Raw genomic sequence first — 18,348 nt, forward strand, 5'->3', positions numbered from 1 at the left:
TAATCTTTCGATTAACCCAGGCTGATTTGAACATCAACACCAGCAGCAAGATCTAAACGCATTAATGCGTCAACAGTCTTGTCAGTTGGTTCTACGATGTCGATCAGACGTTTATGGGTGCGGATCTCGTACTGATCACGCGCATCTTTGTTTACGTGCGGTGAAGTTAGTACAGTAAAACGTTCAAAGCGTGTAGGTAGTGGGATTGGACCACGTACTTGTGCGCCTGTGCGTTTCGCAGTTTCCACGATTTCCGCCGTTGATTGGTCAATCAAACGGTGGTCAAAAGCTTTTAGGCGAATACGAATGCGTTGATTTGACATTCTTAAACCTCAATATAAAGAGCATTTAAAGAGCATAAAAAAACGACCGAAACAATCTTAATAATTAAGATGCCGGTTGTTAATTTATATCTACGATGAGTTCCAAATCGGAACTCCTGTTTATTAGCTTGAAATCCAAGCTTAATTTATCCCTTCAAGTTCCAGAGGAATCTTGAAAGCCTGCGTATTATAGTGATATTGGTGATAAATGCAACAACTAATTGCAATTTAATTACGGGGGCAAAGCTGTGCGAATAACCGCCGCCAGTTATTTATAGCTATAATTGAACTGCTCAGCACCGAATCAGTCCTAAGCTTATAATTTAACCGATTACGCAAATTACAGGATTTTATAGATATTATGGTATCCTATGCGCTAATTTTGCTTTTAATACTCTCAATATGGTGAGTCGATGCGTTTATTAAATTATTGTTTGAATTTTCTTACTAGCTGCGTAAGCCGTGTTTTGGTAAAAAGTAAGGTCCTTCCCCAAAGCCCAATAGAACAATATGACCTAAATCCGGAGCATCCTACTTTTTATATAGTTCGGTTAAATTCGCGCTTCGATTTAGCTGCCCTTACTAATGTATGTAAAAAGCATGGCTTGCCTAACCCATGTGACTATCAGACTCTAGGAAATCAAGAGCTTGAACGTTTTATAGGTATTAAAAACCCACCACCGTTATTTGGCGATACCGCTAAGCCGACTGCGGCCCTGTCTCAGGGTAAACAAATAATTGAACATTTACTAAATAGCGGTCAAAAGAATGTACAGGTGGTGCCAGTCACTATTTTATGGGGACGCGACCCAGGTAAAGAAAAGCCGGGAATTCGTACCTTAATTACCCACTCGCTTACGCCTAGCTGGTTTAGAAAGTTTTTTGTTGTGTTGTTTTCTGGCCGCGATAATTTTATTCGCTTTAGCCAACCACTCGATTTATCACTTATTGTGAATGAAAAAGCCGATGTTAACGAGCTACCACAAAAGCTATTGCGTGTTGCTCGTGTGCACTTTAAGCGTCAAAAACTGGCCGCTACAGGCCCTAAAATGCCCTCGCGTGAGCAATTATTTAACTCACTTTTAGCTTCACCTACTATAAAAAAAGCGATTCAAGATGAAGCAAAGTCAAAAGGGGTAAGTCAAGCAGAAGCACGCCAAAACGCATTAAAGCTACTAGATGAAATAGCGGCTAATTATTCTGAGGCGATGATACGTGTAGGCGACAGAATTTTAACCTGGCTATGGACTAAGCTCTACAACGGTATAGATATAAAGTACACCGAGCAAATCCATGAGCTTACCAATAGAGGTCACGAGATAATCTATATGCCGTGCCATCGTAGCCACATGGATTATTTGTTACTTACCTATGCTATATACCATCAAGGTTTGGTGCCGCCGCATATTGCCGCGGGTATTAATCTTAACTTTTTCCCTGCCGGCGGTATTTTTCGTCGTTCAGGGGCATTTTTTATTCGCCGCTCGTTTGCCGGTAATAAACTTTACTCTGCCGTATTTAAAGAATATTTAAGCCAGCTATTTATTAAAGGCTACTCAGTTAAGTTTTACACTGAGGGTGGGCGCAGCCGCACTGGCCGATTACTACCGCCAAAAACCGGTATGCTTGCGATGACGTTGCAAGCCATGCTACGCGGCATAGATCGCCCTGTATCTATTGTGCCGGTATACATTGGCTACGAACATGTGATGGAAATTAATACTTATTTAAAAGAGCTTGCCGGTAAAGATAAAAAAGGCGAGTCAGTTTTTGGTATTTTTAAAGCCATTAAAAACCTTAAAAACTATGGCCGTGGTTACCTAAATTTTGGCGACCCTATTTCTATCAACCAATACTTAAACGATAACCAACCTGATTGGCGCGATGCTGTACATCCAACTGATGTACAAAAGCCACAATGGCTAGGTCCACAAGTGGCGGCGCTTGCCGACCAAGTAATGGTAAAAATTAATAATGCTGCAGCTCTTAATGCAGTGAATTTACTGGCTATGATTTTGCTAGTTAACGACAAGCACGCACTAAGTAAACCTAAGCTATTAGCACAGCTTGATTTTTACCTGCGCTTACAACGCGATGCAAGCTATAGTAATAAAGTAACGGCACCCGATGAAACACCAGAGCAGCTATTAACACATGCTATTAAGCTTAATAAGTTTGATGTTATTAGCGATGAATTTGGTGAAATTATTGCAATTAACGATAAAGAAAAAACTTTATTTAACTATTACCGTAATAATATTTTGCACTTATTTGCCGTGCCAAGCCTGATTGCTTTGCACTTATTTAAGCAACACAGTAGTACGGTTGAGCAATGCCAAAAGCTTGTTTCTGCTTTTTACCCTTTATTTGCCAAAGAGTGGTATTTACAGCCACTTGATGAAAACTACATTACGCGTATTTTGGCCAACTTTAGCGATCAAAACTTAATTGAGCTTGATGGCGATACTATTCATGTAACTAACACGAATGATTCGTTAGCCAAGCTTGAAATGCTAGGAAGGTCGCTTAGCTTTACGTTGCAACGCTACGCTATTGTTGTGGGCTTTATTCAAACCAGTAACGGTATTGAAAAGGCTGAGCTTGAGCGAGAAAGCCAAGTGCTGGCAAACCGTTTGGGCACCTTGCATGGTATAAAAACACCAGAGTTTTTTGATAAAAAAGTGCTGGTAAGCTTTATAGACAATTTACGCGGTGAGCTGTTAATTACCGATGGTGAGAATGGTATTCACGGCAGCACACAGCTGTGCGAAATATACATGTACTTAAAAACCTTACTACCGGCTCGTATATGGCAGTCGGTTAGCGACATAGTGCAAGATCAATGTAACTAACGCTAAACATATTAACTAAATACCATTAAAAAGCCTCAATATTCAAAATATTGAGGCTTTTTTTGTAAGTTTCGTTATTTAACCTAAGCGCTCACAGCGCACTATAAATAATGGTAAATAGCGTTATTAACTTAGCGCTGGCGCATCACCCCTTCTTGAATAGTTGATGCGACTAAATTACCTTGGCGGTCAAAAAACTGGCCTCTCACTAAGCCTCGCCCAGAGCTAGCGCTTGGGCTGTCTATGGTGTATAAAATCCAGTCATCCATTCTAAATGGGCGGTGGAACCACATCGCATGGTCAATCGTTGCCACTTGCATATTTGGCTGCATAAACGATACGCCATGCGGCTGTAATGCAGTAGGTAAAAACTCAAAGTCAGAGGCATACGCTAATAAGTAATTATGAATGCGTTGGTCATCTGGCATATCGCCATTGGCTTTAATCCAAATATGTTTTACTGGTTCAATAACCTCAGGTTTAAACGGATTATGAAAAGTCACCGGGCGCATTTCAATGGGCATTTCCCGTATAAATTTATTACGAATAGCCTCGGGTATGTGATGGGCGTTTTCTTGGTAAAACTCAAGCGATGAGCGCAGTTCTTCAGGGGGCGGTACATTAGGCATAGTTGCTTGATGCGATAAGCCGTCTTCTTCCCCTTGAAACGATGCGGTCATATAAAAAATCGGTTTACCATATTGAATGGCGCTCACACGTCGAGTACTAAAACTTTTACCATCGCGTATAGTTTCTACATCATAAACAATCGGCTTTGCCGCATCGCCAGGGCGTAAAAAGTAAGAGTGTAATGAATGAACAACGCGTCCTTTTGGTAGTGTTTCTTTTGCTGCAGATAATGCCTGCCCCATAACTTGACCACCAAATACCGCTCTAAACCCTAAATCCTGGCTTTGACCGCGATATAAACCCTGTTCAATTTCTTCAAGTGACAATAACGACAATAAATCATCTAATACTTGGCTCATTTGCTGTTCTCTCAATCCCCAGATAAGTTAATGATACTATACAATACATGTATGTAAATCTAACTAAATGAGTAAGGCTATGAATTATTGGCTATTTAAAACTGAGCCCAATGCTTTTTCGATTGATGATTTAAAAAAAGCGCCACTGCAAACCACCTTGTGGGAAGGTGTGCGTAATTACCAAGCACGTAACTTTATGCGCGATGATATAAAACTAGGAGACTTAGTATTCATTTATCACTCTAGTTGTAAACACGTAGGCGTTGTGGGTATAGCAACCGTTACTAAAGAATCTTATCCCGATCCAACCCAGTTTGATTTAAATAGCGATTATTACGATGCAAAAGCGACGCCCGACAACCCTCGCTGGTTTGCTGTTGAGGTAACCTATAAATGCCATTTAAATAAACGGGTTAGTTTAAAAGACATTAAAGCTAACGAGGCAATTAACGAACTAGCCCTTAAAAAGGCGGGCCGACTGTCGGTAATGCCAGTCACTCAAAACGATTGGGAGCAAATAATAGCTATGAGCAATTAGCCATAACAATACCCGAACGTTTAAGAGGGTAGTTTTGACTATGTTTGACCTCATTTAGCCGTGTTTGATACGATCCCCCGCGAGTTATAATTGGGGGATTAATGAAACTACTGTATTGGTTAGATGAATGGTTAACGCTTTGCCGTGATGAACAACAAACTAGGCTGCCCATGTCTGGCAGTGACCTACTCGGCGATGTGTACGTAAAATACGAATTTGTTGATTTAAGTAAGCCCCTGCTTTTTACTTTCTCACCCGCGGGCACCAACCTCAAAGAACACGATCTAACCGATGACTTTGCCCCTTGGGGCTATCACTTAGCGCAAAAACAAAATGTTAATATTATTGCGTTTCAGCATTTAGGCAAAAGTAATTGGTTTAGAAGCCGTAATTTAATTTTCTTTTTAGAGCAGTTATCGACACTACTTAGCCCATTCAAGAGCCGATTAGGCTATGGCCTTAGCCGCGGTGGTTTTGCTGTGGGTGCATTTGCTAAATTATTAAAGCTTGATCAAGTACTATTTTTTCACCCAGTTAGCACCAAAAACACTGAAATAGTGCCGTGGGATAACCGCTCAAGCACTGAGCTTGCGCAGCAGTTTGATTGGCAAAGTGAATATAACGATGTTGATTTAGGCCATGCTAAGGGTTACATAATTTATGACCCCACCAATAAAATAGACCGCTTACATGCAAAACGATACCCTCAACTTACTCATTTACGTGTATTTGGTATGGGGCACGGCACTCATGCCAGCTACCTCACTAAGTTTGGCTTTTACAAACAAGTAGCCGTTGATTTTATTCGCCACCAGCAAATTGATATAGCGCAGTTTCGTTTGCAAACTAAAACCTTGCGACTAAAGGAGGAGTATTACCAAAGCCTAAATAAAGCAAACGCGAGCTCGCCTCACCGCTTGGCGTTATTAAGTACGGCACATCAAATTTTAGCAGATGAAAAAGAAGAGCATGTGCAAGAGCATCAGGCCAAAATAGATATTCAGCCACTGATTGACGTGGCTCTTAAACATCAAGATGAACACCCAAATGATGCTATTCAGTTATTAGAAGTTGCTCAACAAATCGTGCCGGATGACCCGCTGGTTGAGCACAAACTCAAACAGCTAGAATAGGCCTACGATGGTTTATTCTTCTTTCTTTTTTTATGCCCCTGCTTGGGCACAATAGTAAAATACATAAAAAGCCCCAACCACGAAAAAATAATTACGCCTAATAACCAACCATTTTTTTCGTGGCCTTGGGTACGCTTACTATTAACCACAATTACCACGGGTAAAATATAAGCACTTAAAATAATTATTAAAAATACTACTTCATTCATTATTTAATCTAGGCCTTGGTTATTTTGCCAAGCTTTGCCAATCAACTTCATTTGTTAGCACACGCTCAAGAGCAATATAATGAAGTATATCGCCTGCATTTACTTTGTAATCAAGCGGTGGGTTTAAATCCATATTTTGCGCGCTTAAATTGTGCGCTACCCCTAACAAAATCGCATTATAGTCATGCTTAAAATGGTGAAACAAAGTACCAAACTCCATTTCATCACACCCACTAGGAATAGCTAAACTAAACTGCGTGTCGCCATGTAACGTAGATAATAGCTCTTCTTGTACACGGCTAGAACCAGGGTCTTGCATTGAGCGCACTAAAATCTCAGCCGACTTAGCACTGCTACATTCCACATTTTGGCAGTGCTCTAGTAGCATATCGACCTTAGTTTCATCTAAGAAATGCGCACTAATGTGACATTCACTTTTGACTAAGCGGCTAATACGCAATGCTGTTGTAAATGTTTGGTTGTCATCTTGCCCATCAATAATAATTTTGTCGGCACGATTTATAGCAACACGTTCAAGTTCTTCTAAATCGGTAAAACTGGTAAGGCGGGCAAAGTCGACATTTTCGTTGGTTAAAAATGGGTGCTCCATTTGCTCAGTTACCGCCAATAAAATACGGCGATCAGTACGTTTAGTATCGGCAAGAATATAATCAATCATTTTTTTTGTTCGGGTATCGTGCCAGCCAAAAATAATAATATGGTTGTTACTGTGAGCAAAGTTTTTATCACCAGTCATAGCGCGCCTAATTAAGTAAGTCACTGTTTGCCCTGTTTTTCCTAACAGAACGCCAAATAAAGCTAATCCAAACGGAATTTGTATTAATGCCACCACCCAACGACCTAGCTCGCTAGTTGGACTAAAATCGCCATAACCCACAGTTGAAGTAGTGACTGTATAGTAGTAAAAGTAGGTTGCAAACGAAGTAAGCGCTTGCTCATTTGCAATGAGCAGTAGCCCCCAAGTCACTAACATATGAGCAAGTATTGCGAGCATCACCGCTTGCCAACTCAGCTGATCGATATGAGCACGAAGAAGTAGCGTTAGCCTCTTAAATATTCCCAGCATAATACAAATTTTTGTTAGTAAATTATCTATAAACAGTACGTTACTGTAAGCCATGCATTTAAGCAACGTTTAAGCTTTTAAGTAAGATCTGTAAACCGCTGTAGATTACAGCTTTCCCACCCTAGAAAATAAGCAGACCCTACAAATATAAGACTAAATGTGGGTTTGCTAATACCTTCATAGCATGATTAATTATAAGAGGACGAAAAAACATACAGACACATTATGCTTAATAAAATTGCCACACCGTTTACCAAATTAGTAGAGCGCTACTTACCCGACCCTTTTATATTTGTAATATTGCTAAGCATTATTACCTTGCTAGGGGCATGCCTATTTACTCCTGCCACAAGTATTGAAGTTATCAACGCATGGGGTAATGGTTTTTGGAACCTACTAAGCTTTGCTATGCAAATGCTGTTAGTGCTAATCACAGGCTATATGCTGGCAAGTACATCGCCTGTAAGTAAACTATTAGAAAAACTAGCTACACTTGCCAATACTCCGCCAAAAGCAATAATTTTAGTCACGCTTATTTCGTTATTAGCAAGTTGGTTAAATTGGGGGTTTGGCTTAGTGATTGGCGCTTTATTTGCTAAAGCCATTGCTAAGCAAACCAAGGTTGATTACAGGCTGTTAGTCGCCAGTGCCTATTCGGGTTTCGTAGTATGGCATGGCGGTTTAGCCGGCTCTATACCGCTCACTATAGCCACGCAAGGCCACTTTTCACAAAGTAGCATTGGTATAATTGGTACTGAACAAACCCTGTTTGCTGGTTTTAACATAGCCATACTCATTGGCTTATTTATCATTATGCCGCTGGTTAACCGCTACATGCTACCCAGTGATAAAAACAGCGTGTATGTAGACCCTGCGCTAATAAAAGAGATCCCCGCTAATAATGAAAATGTAACCCGCCCTGCTCAACATTTAGAACACAGTAAACTGCTAGGCATAGCAATTGGCTTGCTCGGTCTGTGTTATTTGGCGTATTACTTTGTAATTGCAGGCGGTAGCTTAAATCTTAATAGCGTTATAGCAGTGTTTTTGTTTTTAGCCATTACATTACACCAAACACCCCATAACTTACTTAATAGCTTACAACAAGCAATTCCTAGCGGCGCAGGTATTGTTATTCAATTTCCGTTTTATGCAGGTATTATGGCCGTTATGGTCGACAGCGGTTTAGCCCAGCAAATATCGCGTGGTTTTATTGCCGTAGCAGATGCCGATAGCTTGCCATTTTTTAGCTTTATAAGTGCAGGCCTAGTAAATATGTTTGTACCTTCTGGCGGCGGGCAATGGGCAGTACAAGCACCTATTGTTATACCCGCAGCACAAGAGCTGGGCGCCGATATATCACGCGTTGCTATGGCTGTTGCGTGGGGTGATGCGTGGACTAATCTAATACAACCTTTTTGGGCATTACCTGTACTGGCAATAGCCGGCTTAAAAGCAAAAGATATTATGGGGTTTTGTGTAGTGCAGCTATTTGTTACAGGGGTGTTCATATCACTCGTGTTGAGCTTTTACTAAACCCTCATTACGCGCAGTATTTAGGGATACTGCGCGTATAACTATTAACTCGATAAAATAGTCATCGGCAGGCTAAGTATTGGATTCTCTGAATCGGCAAAGTGCATCATTACTGCCACATGGCCTGCAACTACAATAGCGTACATAGCAGCTGAAAAGCCTTGGCCGTATTTATCAAGCGGCAATAAATGCGAGTAATGTCGGCCTCGCCATTCAAATACAATTTCCAGTGCGCCAACAAACAAAAAGAACACCAGTAACATTAAGCCAAATGTATAACTTAGCCATAAGCCAAATAACACACCGAGTAAACACACACTTAAACCGACCCAAGAGCGCATTGAAAAGCTGATACTTTTTAGTACATGGCCGCCATCAAGCGGTAAAATAGGCAAAAGGTTAAACAAATTCAATAAGGCACTGAGTACTGCAACGCCGGCAAATATATCCATTTCAGTGGCGTAATAAAGCACTACACCCAGCACTGATGTAAATAAACCAAAGGCTGGCCCCATGAGGGATATAACTACATCTTGCCAGCGTGTTGTTATTTTATCGTCACTTACAGCCAACCCGCCTACAAAGGGAATAAGGTAAATACCCTTGGTTTTAATGCCAAAATATTTCATGGCCCTAACGTGCCCGTACTCATGTACCACTAAACAGGCAATTAGCATTAATGCAAATTCAATACTGAATAACCAGGCATAGCCGGCAACCGATGCACCGGCCAGTGCCACTTTAATTACTTTTGCACTTTTAAATAACTTAAAGCCCAGTGCCGCGAGCCCTAAAAAGCCTTTTTTGGGCTGGCTATTTACCGGCGCAGGTAAAGCAAGCTGTGTAGCAAACACACCATCTACAAATAACGAAAGTGATTGCTCCTGAATCTGCGAGCTATCTATACCTATTCTTTGGTTAGATAAAGCAAATTCAACATAATTATCCTTAGGGTTTTCAAATGCTATAGCTTGTTGATTATGGAATATTTGTACTATTTTTTGCCCAGATACCATAAGGGTTAATGGTTGCTCTGCAAGCATGAGGTCGATTTTTATCATGACTAAAACCAGTTAAAACAATAGCGCTAGTATACCGATGAATTAAAAAAACACGAATTGCTACAGACTATAAGCACAATAGCACTAGGAAGTTAAAAATTTATATAAAACTAAGCTGACAAAAGGCTGATCAGAAGCTACTTTTACAGTACTAATATATTAAGTAGTTACAAGGATAGAGCATGTCGATTTCGGTACCCAATATTTTAGTTGTGGATGACTCTAAGGCGATTTTAATTGTTATGGAGGCCATTTTAAATGAGCTAGGAGTCTCGAATAAAGTTACAAAATGCCTGAGTGCTCAGCAAGCGCTGACTCATGTAACTGACGATATAAACTTTTACGACATTGTATTTACAGACCTAAACATGCCCGAAATGGATGGTATGGAGTTTATAAGAAAACTAGGCGAGCTTAATTTTACAGGCGCAGTAGTTATAATTTCGGAAATGGATCACAAGGTTATTAATCTAGCTGCTAATTTAGCGCGTCATAGCAATATTCATTTAGTTGCAAATTTAGCTAAACCCGTGCAACTTAGCCATGTAAAAACTGTTTTACAAAAAGCAAAACACTTAGCCGTGCACAATGAACATTCCCATACTTCTATCTCAGAAAAAGCATTGCATGAGGCAATCAAATCAAACGAAATAACCCCTTATTATCAGCCAAAAATAAATTCTCAAACCAGTGAAATAGAAAGCATTGAAGTGTTAGCACGTATAGTTAAAACCCATACAGGCGAGATCATCGCGCCTAGCCGGTTTATTTCATTATCGGAGCAAACAGGGTTAATTAATCAAATTACTTTTAGCTTGTTTGAACAAGCCACCAGCGATTTAAAAGCCATACGCACAAGTATTGCCGCGCACCTAAAACTGGCTTTTAACCTATCACCTACGCAATTAGATGATTTAAGCTGCCCTAATAAGTTGATGCTTATTTTGCAACTCAATGAGCTTTCACCTAGTGATATTATTTTAGAGATAACCGAGCAACACGCGCTGTCTAGCCTTTCTCAGCTAGAAACACTAAACAGATTAAGAATGCATGGCTTTGGCATATCATTGGATGACTTTGGTGTGGGTTTTACCAACATTAACCAGCTTAAACGCCTGCCTTTTACTGAAATAAAAATTGACCGTACACTCATTAGCAATATTGAAACAGATAAGTTTTCGCAAGTAGTGGTGAGCTCACTCGTTGATATTGCATGTCAAGAGCAACTAGCCCTGGTGGCTGAGGGGGTTGAGCGCGCAGAGGAGTCACTCTATTTAAAAAATTACCGTACTAATTTAGCCATGCAAGGATTTTTATTTACCTGCCCTAAAGCCAAAGACGAATTTATAGAATGGGCAATAAATTGGGTAAATAGCACGGGGGGCACAATTAAACGCTAGCCTTCTCCCCGAGGTAACTAGTTTTTATCTCGGGGCGAATTATCATCTTCACTTACTATATGCTTACTGCTTGCTAAACGTTGTCGCCAGCGCTGCTTAGCAACCACACGCATATTGGTCGATTGGTCACGTTCATCAACAATTTCTAGCCCCATAAGTGCTTCTATCATATCCTCTAGGGTTACAATGCCTTGTACATCACCGTATTCATCAACAATTAAACATATGTGAGTGCGCTGCTTAAGCAAGGTTTGTAGTAACGACGACACATTATGCCCTTCGGGCACCGTATGGATAGGCTTAACTAATTTACTAATTTTATAGTCGGTGCCTAAGCGATGATAGGCCAGCATAATATCGTTTTTATGCACAAAGCCGATAATGTCATCAGCGTCTTTATCAAACACCAACACCCGCGAAAACGATGACGAGCCGTGCTCGCTCATGTATTGATCGACTGTTAACCCTTTATGTACTTTATAAAGCACAGTGCGCGGCGTCATTAAATCGCTTAATTTAGCATGCCTAAAGTGTAAAAGGTTGCGAATGATTTCAGACTCATCTTCATGGATCGCCCCTGTTTCGGTGCCTATATCTGCCATGGCTTCTATTTCTTGGCGAATATAAAAAGCCTCATCGTGCTTAGCCCCCATTAAATTAGTGAGCTTTTGGGCGAACCACACAAATGGCTTTAGCGATATCACTAAAAAACGTAAAGAGTAAGTGACGCTAGGCGTTAAAGCACGCCAATAGTTGGCCCCTAACGTTTTGGGAATAATCTCTGAAAGTACCAATACTAAGAGTGTCATTATCGCAGAGGCAATACCAACCGCCGCATCTGAAAAAACCACAGCCGCTTGCGCGCCCACGCCAGCAGCTCCCGCAGTATGAGCAACAGTGTTGAGCGTTAGTATTGCAGCAAGCGGTTGATCTACATTATTTTTTAGCTTTTCGAGTTGCTTAGCAAGTTCTGGTTGGTTTTTACGTAAAAGCGCCACGTAACTTGGCGAAATACTCAACAACACTGCTTCCATAACAGAACATAAAAAAGAAATGACGATGGCAGCAACCATGTACACAATCAGTAAAGTCACTTTTTCTCCGATGAGTTGAACATATGGGCATGGTAACAATACATGCTATATTTGGCCAAATAACTATCAATAATAGGCACAAATATGAGAATTAGCTCACCTTGGACCACAAAAAATAAATTACTAAAACAAGCAGCTACCTTTTTTGCTCTTGGCAGCTTGAGTTTGACAGCAATAGCAGCCCCGCTTGATAAATCAAATATCGAGTTTATTGGCCCTTTAGGCGAAAACATGCAAGTTAAGCCATTTCAAACGCCACACGGCCAAGCCATTATTAATAACTTATTAGAGCAGTTGCAGCGTAATACGCAAAGCGTGTCTGTCTTTGGTAAAAAGCATAGCTGGCAGCCGTTTAATAAAGTAAACGCACTGACTTTAGGTGGCCTACAAGCGCTTAAGTTCAATATCGAAACAAGGCGCTTTAGCCAAGGCACATTAACGATAAAAGGGATAGAGAACGCTCAGTTGTTTATCGATGCTAAGCTTCAAAAAGGGGATAACCACACTTATTCTTTATCGTTAACGAATGGCTCTCATAGTGTGATTTTAGTGGCGCAACAAGTGGCTAACTGGAACAACGTTACCCTCGATTTTGAACCCAACGCCGACACTGACAACATTACAATTAACACCTTTACAACTCAGCGACTTTCTGCCGTTCAGCTTTTTGATGCCCCCACGGTTAGTGGGCTTTCTTTAGCGCCCGATGCTAAACAATATGTTACCAGCACACGCAGCTATTCAAATAAAACAACTAACCAGGCAAACGTGGTAACCGAGCTTAAAAATAGCCAAAATCAAACCTTGTATCGCTTTGAAGGCCAACAGCCAAGCAATATAGCGTGGAGCCCCGATAATAAATTTTTAGTTTATACGTTAGGGAATGAGCTAAAACAGCTAAACCGTAAAAACCTCAGTATTAAAACCTTAGCCGAAGGGCTAGAAGGCGCGAGTAACTTTAATTTTTATGATAACAGCAGCCTCATTTTCAGTTGGTCTAAATCACCCGAAGACAACAACAGCTTAACTAAGCATTACAAGGGGCTTCAAGATAGGTGGTCATACGCACGAAACGTAAGCCAACTTTATATGCTAGATACACACAGCGGCTTAATTAAAGCGCTTAGCCAAGGGCCAATTTCGCATAGCTTTGAAGATGCGCACACTAATCGTGGCAAGGTACTCATGAGTCGCCAAGTTATGGTTATGCAAGCCAGCACCCATCCAGAAACTGAACTGATGGAGCTTGACTTAGAATCGAACAAAATAACGTCTTTTGGTAAATTTAAAACCTTTAATCATGCAAAGTACGCCAACAAAGATGTGTACGTTGTTGCTGGCCCAGACTTTAAAAATGGCGCAGGCCGCGCCCTTCCAAAAGGGATGTTAGCTAATAATTACGACGGTCAGTTGTACTTACTTAGCGATAACGGTAAAAACGTAAAAGCGCTAAGTAAACAGTTTGACCCCGCTATAGATGAATTACATGTGCTTGATAACGGCGATGCGCTTATAAAAGTAACCGAGCAAGATACCCAACCTTTGTATTTATTCGACTTAAGCAAACAGCGCTTTAAAAAGCTTAATACAGGTCTAGATATCGTCGAGCAGTTTAGCTATTCGCGCGAGAGAAACCCGCAAGTACTTCTTAGCGGTACCACAGCATCTACGCCGCAGCAACTTAAACGCTTAAATATTAGTAAAAACAAAACAGATCTTATTTGGGATTCTAAGCCGCTTGCTTACGCTAATACACAAATCCCAACCCTAGAAGAGTTTAATTTCACAAATAAAGACGGCGTAGAAATAACAGGGCGTGTATACCTACCTACTAACCTAGATAAAACTAAAAAACACCCTGCACTTGTATATTACTACGGCGGTACTTCACCTGTTACTCGTGGCTTTACAGGTCGATACCCGTTCAACTTATGGGCAGAAAATGGCTATGTTGTTTATGTATTACAGCCCACAGGAGCAACAGGGTTTGGACAAAAGTTCTCTGCACAGCACGTCAACGCCTGGGGCGATTATACCGCTAGCGATATAATACAAGGAACCCAAGCCTTTTTGAAAAAATACGATTTTGTTGATAGCAAAAAAGTGGGTAATTTAGGCGCCTCATACGGGGGGTTCATGACCATGCTACTTGCTACCAAAACAGACATGTTTAGTGCATCTATTGCACACGCGGGCATATCAAACTTAACCTCATATTGGGGCGAAGGTTGGTGGGGGTATTTATACTCAGGCGAAGCCTCTAAAAATAGCTTTCCATGGAATAACGCTAAACTGTACAGCGATCACAGCCCTGTATTTCATGCCGATAAAGTAACAACACCTTTGCTGCTTTTACATGGCGATAGCGATACCAATGTACCTATTGGCGAGAGTTTAACCATGTATACTGCCTTAAAGCTCTTAAATAAAGATGTAGATCTAATTGAATACAAAGGCGCCGACCATCAAATTTTTGCTCGTGATAAGCGCTTTGATTGGTGGAACACTATGCTTGCTTATTTTGATAAACATCTAAAAGGCGAACCACAGTGGTGGGATGCTATGTACTCAGATAAGTAACACAGCGCTCAGCACATTTTACTAGGTGTGCTGAGCTTAACCCCATAAACAGGTGCTTTATGAGGCGCCTTTTATATTTGAAACATAAAGTTACCGAAAAGTTACAGCCCCCTCTTCTCAGCATTAAACGATTGGTGCTACCATACAGAGCTATAAATATACAAAAATAAGTCCTATGGCAATTAACGTTTTATTGGTTGAAGACGACGAGCTACTCGTTAAGCGCATCCAAAATCACTTTACAGACACCGAATTTTCGATAGAAATAGACTCCACAGGTGCTGATGCCCTAAACATAGTTAGGCAACGTGTAAACCTGCGCAGTGCTATTTCTCTTGCCATTATTGATATTGTATTACCCAAGCGTGATGGGTTGCAGCTTGCCAAAGAGCTCAACACTTTGACCGATATCGGCGTCATTGTTTTATCCAGCCGCGACTCACAAGCCGATCGTATTGCAGGGCTTGCCCAAGGCGCTGATGATTATATTTGCAAGCCTGTTGACTTATTAGAGCTTGAGCTACGCATGCGTGCGCTTTATAAACGTATTGCAATTAATCAAGACGATGACGAAAGCGAAGAATTTATAGAATACGCCGACTTTAAACTTCACCCCGACAATCGAACATTAATTACCTCATCAGGTACTGAATCGCGCTTAACCGAAGCCGAGCACAAAGTGCTAATTTGTTTAATTAGCAACGCAGGCAAAGCCACCTCGCGTGAGAAAATATCAGAAGAAATAGGTCAGCCCGATTGGAGCCCAAATGATCGCACTGTGGATGTTTTAATTGGCCGTTTGCGTAAAAAGCTCTACGATGAAAAAGACCAAAAACGCATTGTTACCGTGCGTGGCAAAGGCTATATGCTGTCAATTTAGCGCATTAAAATTTAACATAGTAGAAATACGCCGAGCTTAACACCTTACAATAATTAAGCCTTATTGCGGTTCGGTATTATTTAGTTAACTGCGCTAGCAACCGCTCGAAAGCGCGGTAATTTAGCGCCTCTTTTAGCTCTTCTAAACTAATGTGTTCTGCGCCTTTTAAATCACTAATCGTACGTGCCACTTTAATGACCCTATGGTAAGAGCGCGGTGATAACGACAGTTTTTCGCTGGCTCGTGCTAAAAACTGCAACTCAGCAGGCGCAAGCTCACAATGTATATTCATTTCTTTGTTATTTAAACGCGCGTTAACCTTACCTTGGCGCTTTAACTGTATATGGTATGCAGCTTCCACCCTCTGCCTAACTTGAGCACTGCTTTCTTCGGGCTGAGTACTTTGCAGCTCAACACTGGTTAAACGGGGCAACTCAATTTGCAAATCGATACGGTCGATAAACGGGCCTGAGACGCGAGATAAATAACGCATAACTTGATCAGGTGTTGCTCGCTTGTCATTATGGCACCCTGTCGGGCTAGGGTTAAGTGCAGCTATTAGCTGAAACTGCGCCGGAAACTCCATTTGCCTTGCTGCACGGGAGATAACCACAGAGCCGGTTTCCATAGGCTCACGCAAAGAATCAAGCACCTTACGTTCAAATTCCGGAAGCTCGTCTAAAAACAACACCCCGTTATGCGCAAGTGAAATTTCACCCGGCTTAGGGTTTGAAGAGCCACCGACTAAAGCAACTGCTGAGCAAGTGTGGTGGGGGTTTCGAAACGGCCGCTGGCGCCAATTATTTAAATCGATAGATTGACCAATAATAGAGTAAAGTGCAGCGGTTGATATTGCCTCATCGTCAGACATAGTTGGCATTATGGTTGCCATTCGCTGAGCAAGCATAGACTTACCCGTACCAGGTGGACCTAAAAAAAGTAAGTTATGACCTCCAGCGGCGGCTATTTCTAGCACTCGCTTAGCACCGGGTTGGCCTTTAACATCACTTAAATCGAGCAAAAAGTCGGGAGACTGGGCGCAATCAGGGTATTCAATATTTAAAGGTAAAGGCTGCTGATTTAATAAATCACCCCACACTTCTTGTAATGAATTAACCGCTTTGCGTTTAACGCCGTTCACCAAACTTGCGAGGCTGTCGTTGGTAAAAGGTAAAAAGCAGCAGCGGTTTTGCTCTTTTGCTGCAAGTACAGAGGGCAAAATGGCATTTACGCCACGCACTTCGCCATTGAGTGCAAGCTCTCCGTAAAACTCGTATTTATGTATATCAGGACATACAACCTGCCCAGAGGCCACTAAAATACCTACCGCAATGGCTAAGTCAAAGCGCCCACCATCTTTAGGTAAATCGGCAGGCGCTAAATTTACGGTAATGCGCTGATCGGGGAAACCAAATTGAGAGTTTTCTAGGGCGCTACGCACCCTATCTTTTGACTCTTTAACTGAGGCCTCAGGAAGCCCAACAATATTAAATGCCGGTAAACCATTACCAAGGTGTACCTCTACAATAACCTCAGGGGCGTTTATACCCACTTGGGCACGAGAATAAATGCGAGCTAGCGACATTCCTTATCCTAATTAATGGTTTAATTAATTAGTTTAGTCAGAATATTTAAAAACGTGTACTGTGATTTGCCATTTAATAGCTGCAATACGAAGCAATAAGGTGGTTAGCATTGCCATTACCATGGCAAGTTCAGTCGCTAACGCAAAGTGAATACCCAAAGTATAAACAACACCGCCTGCAATACAGGTAATTGCGTATAGCTCGCCTTTTAGCAGCATAGGAATTTCGCGGGCAAGCACATCTCGGAGCATGCCACCAAAGCAACCGGTAATTACACCCATAATAATGGCGGTCATATTTGGCATGCCGGCAAGTAATGCTTTTTGGGTACCCATAACCGCAAAAAATGCTAATCCAAATGCATCGGCAATTTGTAATGTGTAATGTGGAATCGACTTTTGCTTGTTAATAAGCCGAGTGGTAATAAATACCGCTGCTAAAATAGCATAAAAAAAGCTTTGGTCGTGTAACCAAAATACCGGAACATCCAATATAAGGTCACGAACCGTACCGCCTCCAATCGCTGTTACAGCAGCTAATACTACAACACCAAAACCATCCATTTTCTTTTCGTGTGCAACCAATGTACCCGTAATAGCAAACACGGCAATGCCAATTAAATCAAACCAGTGGTAAAGCTCAGTCATGTGTAACACACCCAAAATTATTTGTGCCGTTTTAACACAAACTATACAAAGTTTTAAGTAATAACACTTTTTTCGGAAAATTTATAACGTGTATAAAACACTATTTTGGGAGGCATAAATTTATGAGGGGTGTTATTTCAGTGATTGCGGGAGCCAGAGTTTATGGAGAGTGAATGCCTCACGAAGTGAAGACAACCTTTGCTGGCTAATGGAGAGCTGAGACCGACGAGCTATTCATTTCACTGAATTTTAGGCATAAAAAAACACTCATATAGAGTGTCGATTCATTCTAATACCAATCCGCATAAGTAAGTGATCTATTTTGAGGACGGAAAAACGTGTTGATAGCAAGGCAAAATATTCGCTATTTAGTTGTTCTAAATGAGAATTTTTTAACGCAGATAGCGACACGTTTAGCCCCGCAAAATGATTA

The 18,348-nt window shown here is 41.2% G+C and carries 15 protein-coding genes; 7 read left to right on the forward strand and 8 right to left on the reverse strand.

Annotated features, from left to right (window positions below; translation table 11 throughout):
* Positions 1–11 precede the first annotated feature (11 nt).
* Positions 12–323: a 30S ribosomal protein S10 gene (gene rpsJ, locus CWC16_RS10765; RefSeq protein WP_002957900.1), complete on the reverse strand. Its 312-nt coding sequence runs from the start codon at positions 321–323 to the stop codon at positions 12–14.
* A 413-nt stretch (positions 324–736) separates the two neighbouring features.
* Here rpsJ and plsB point away from each other — a divergent pair, with 413 nt between their 5' ends.
* Positions 737–3,175, forward strand: coding sequence for a glycerol-3-phosphate 1-O-acyltransferase PlsB (gene plsB / locus CWC16_RS10770; protein WP_138541536.1), 2,439 nt, complete (start codon positions 737–739; stop codon positions 3,173–3,175).
* A gap of 131 nt (positions 3,176–3,306) precedes the next feature.
* Here plsB and tesB read toward each other — a convergent pair whose 3' ends face one another.
* The gene (gene tesB / locus CWC16_RS10775; RefSeq protein WP_055016522.1) at positions 3,307–4,164 is read right to left on the reverse strand and encodes an acyl-CoA thioesterase II; all 858 of its coding nucleotides are present in this window, start codon (positions 4,162–4,164) and stop codon (positions 3,307–3,309) included.
* A gap of 79 nt (positions 4,165–4,243) precedes the next feature.
* Here tesB and CWC16_RS10780 point away from each other — a divergent pair, with 79 nt between their 5' ends.
* Together CWC16_RS10780 and CWC16_RS10785 are read left to right on the forward strand one after the other, a co-directional pair.
* Entirely contained in the window at positions 4,244–4,702 is a 459-nt protein-coding gene (locus CWC16_RS10780; protein WP_138541537.1) for an EVE domain-containing protein, read from the forward strand.
* Between the two features lie 101 nt (positions 4,703–4,803).
* Positions 4,804–5,835 (forward strand): cytosolic protein, encoded by a 1,032-nt coding sequence (locus tag CWC16_RS10785; protein WP_138541538.1) that lies wholly within the window; start codon positions 4,804–4,806, stop codon positions 5,833–5,835.
* A gap of 2 nt (positions 5,836–5,837) precedes the next feature.
* On the opposite strand, the gene CWC16_RS10790 is transcribed toward CWC16_RS10785, so the two are convergent.
* Positions 5,838–6,044 carry a PLDc N-terminal domain-containing protein gene (locus CWC16_RS10790; protein WP_055016525.1) on the reverse strand — a complete coding sequence of 69 codons (207 nt, stop codon included), beginning with the start codon at positions 6,042–6,044 and terminating at the stop codon, positions 5,838–5,840.
* Between the two features lie 19 nt (positions 6,045–6,063).
* Complete coding sequence (locus CWC16_RS10795) at positions 6,064–7,131, reverse strand: potassium channel family protein (protein WP_138541549.1); 1,068 nt, start codon at positions 7,129–7,131, stop codon at positions 6,064–6,066.
* Between the two features lie 225 nt (positions 7,132–7,356).
* On the opposite strand from CWC16_RS10795, the gene CWC16_RS10800 reads away from it, so the two are divergent.
* Entirely contained in the window at positions 7,357–8,667 is a 1,311-nt protein-coding gene (locus CWC16_RS10800; RefSeq protein WP_138541539.1) for a short-chain fatty acid transporter, read from the forward strand.
* Between the two features lie 44 nt (positions 8,668–8,711).
* Here the strand turns inward: CWC16_RS10800 and CWC16_RS10805 are convergent, their stop codons facing one another.
* Positions 8,712–9,728, reverse strand: a complete 1,017-nt coding sequence (locus CWC16_RS10805; RefSeq protein ID WP_138541540.1) for a metalloprotease — start codon at positions 9,726–9,728, stop codon at positions 8,712–8,714.
* A 182-nt stretch (positions 9,729–9,910) separates the two neighbouring features.
* Here CWC16_RS10805 and CWC16_RS10810 point away from each other — a divergent pair, with 182 nt between their 5' ends.
* Entirely contained in the window at positions 9,911–11,128 is a 1,218-nt protein-coding gene (locus CWC16_RS10810; protein WP_138541541.1) for an EAL domain-containing response regulator, read from the forward strand.
* Positions 11,129–11,145: 17 nt separating this feature from the next.
* Here CWC16_RS10810 and CWC16_RS10815 read toward each other — a convergent pair whose 3' ends face one another.
* Entirely contained in the window at positions 11,146–12,222 is a 1,077-nt protein-coding gene (locus CWC16_RS10815; protein ID WP_138541542.1) for a CNNM domain-containing protein, read from the reverse strand.
* Positions 12,223–12,306: 84 nt separating this feature from the next.
* Here CWC16_RS10815 and CWC16_RS10820 point away from each other — a divergent pair, with 84 nt between their 5' ends.
* Together CWC16_RS10820 and CWC16_RS10825 are read left to right on the forward strand one after the other, a co-directional pair.
* Positions 12,307–14,802, forward strand: coding sequence for a S9 family peptidase (locus tag CWC16_RS10820; protein WP_138541543.1), 2,496 nt, complete (start codon positions 12,307–12,309; stop codon positions 14,800–14,802).
* Positions 14,803–14,977: 175 nt separating this feature from the next.
* Positions 14,978–15,682 carry a response regulator transcription factor gene (locus CWC16_RS10825; RefSeq protein WP_055016531.1) on the forward strand — a complete coding sequence of 235 codons (705 nt, stop codon included), beginning with the start codon at positions 14,978–14,980 and terminating at the stop codon, positions 15,680–15,682.
* Positions 15,683–15,758: 76 nt separating this feature from the next.
* Here CWC16_RS10825 and CWC16_RS10830 read toward each other — a convergent pair whose 3' ends face one another.
* Positions 15,759–17,267 carry a YifB family Mg chelatase-like AAA ATPase gene (locus CWC16_RS10830; RefSeq protein WP_138541544.1) on the reverse strand — a complete coding sequence of 503 codons (1,509 nt, stop codon included), beginning with the start codon at positions 17,265–17,267 and terminating at the stop codon, positions 15,759–15,761.
* A gap of 33 nt (positions 17,268–17,300) precedes the next feature.
* Complete coding sequence (locus CWC16_RS10835; RefSeq protein WP_138541545.1) at positions 17,301–17,915, reverse strand: trimeric intracellular cation channel family protein; 615 nt, start codon at positions 17,913–17,915, stop codon at positions 17,301–17,303.
* Positions 17,916–18,348: the final 433 nt, after the last annotated feature.

This window comes from Pseudoalteromonas sp. S3776 (assembly GCF_005886915.1).
Classification (GTDB): domain Bacteria; phylum Pseudomonadota; class Gammaproteobacteria; order Enterobacterales; family Alteromonadaceae; genus Pseudoalteromonas.

Coding starts and splice junctions, on each gene's coding strand:
- rpsJ (WP_002957900.1), bottom strand. CDS start 323: ATGTCAAATCAACGCATTCGTATTCGCCTAAAAGCTTTTGACCACCGT.
- plsB (WP_138541536.1), top strand. CDS start 737: ATGCGTTTATTAAATTATTGTTTGAATTTTCTTACTAGCTGCGTAAGC.
- tesB (WP_055016522.1), bottom strand. CDS start 4,164: ATGAGCCAAGTATTAGATGATTTATTGTCGTTATTGTCACTTGAAGAA.
- CWC16_RS10780 (WP_138541537.1), top strand. CDS start 4,244: ATGAATTATTGGCTATTTAAAACTGAGCCCAATGCTTTTTCGATTGAT.
- CWC16_RS10785 (WP_138541538.1), top strand. CDS start 4,804: ATGAAACTACTGTATTGGTTAGATGAATGGTTAACGCTTTGCCGTGAT.
- CWC16_RS10790 (WP_055016525.1), bottom strand. CDS start 6,044: ATGAATGAAGTAGTATTTTTAATAATTATTTTAAGTGCTTATATTTTA.
- CWC16_RS10795 (WP_138541549.1), bottom strand. CDS start 7,131: ATGCTGGGAATATTTAAGAGGCTAACGCTACTTCTTCGTGCTCATATC.
- CWC16_RS10800 (WP_138541539.1), top strand. CDS start 7,357: ATGCTTAATAAAATTGCCACACCGTTTACCAAATTAGTAGAGCGCTAC.
- CWC16_RS10805 (WP_138541540.1), bottom strand. CDS start 9,728: ATGATAAAAATCGACCTCATGCTTGCAGAGCAACCATTAACCCTTATG.
- CWC16_RS10810 (WP_138541541.1), top strand. CDS start 9,911: ATGTCGATTTCGGTACCCAATATTTTAGTTGTGGATGACTCTAAGGCG.
- CWC16_RS10820 (WP_138541543.1), top strand. CDS start 12,307: ATGAGAATTAGCTCACCTTGGACCACAAAAAATAAATTACTAAAACAA.
- CWC16_RS10825 (WP_055016531.1), top strand. CDS start 14,978: ATGGCAATTAACGTTTTATTGGTTGAAGACGACGAGCTACTCGTTAAG.
- CWC16_RS10830 (WP_138541544.1), bottom strand. CDS start 17,267: ATGTCGCTAGCTCGCATTTATTCTCGTGCCCAAGTGGGTATAAACGCC.
- CWC16_RS10835 (WP_138541545.1), bottom strand. CDS start 17,915: ATGACTGAGCTTTACCACTGGTTTGATTTAATTGGCATTGCCGTGTTT.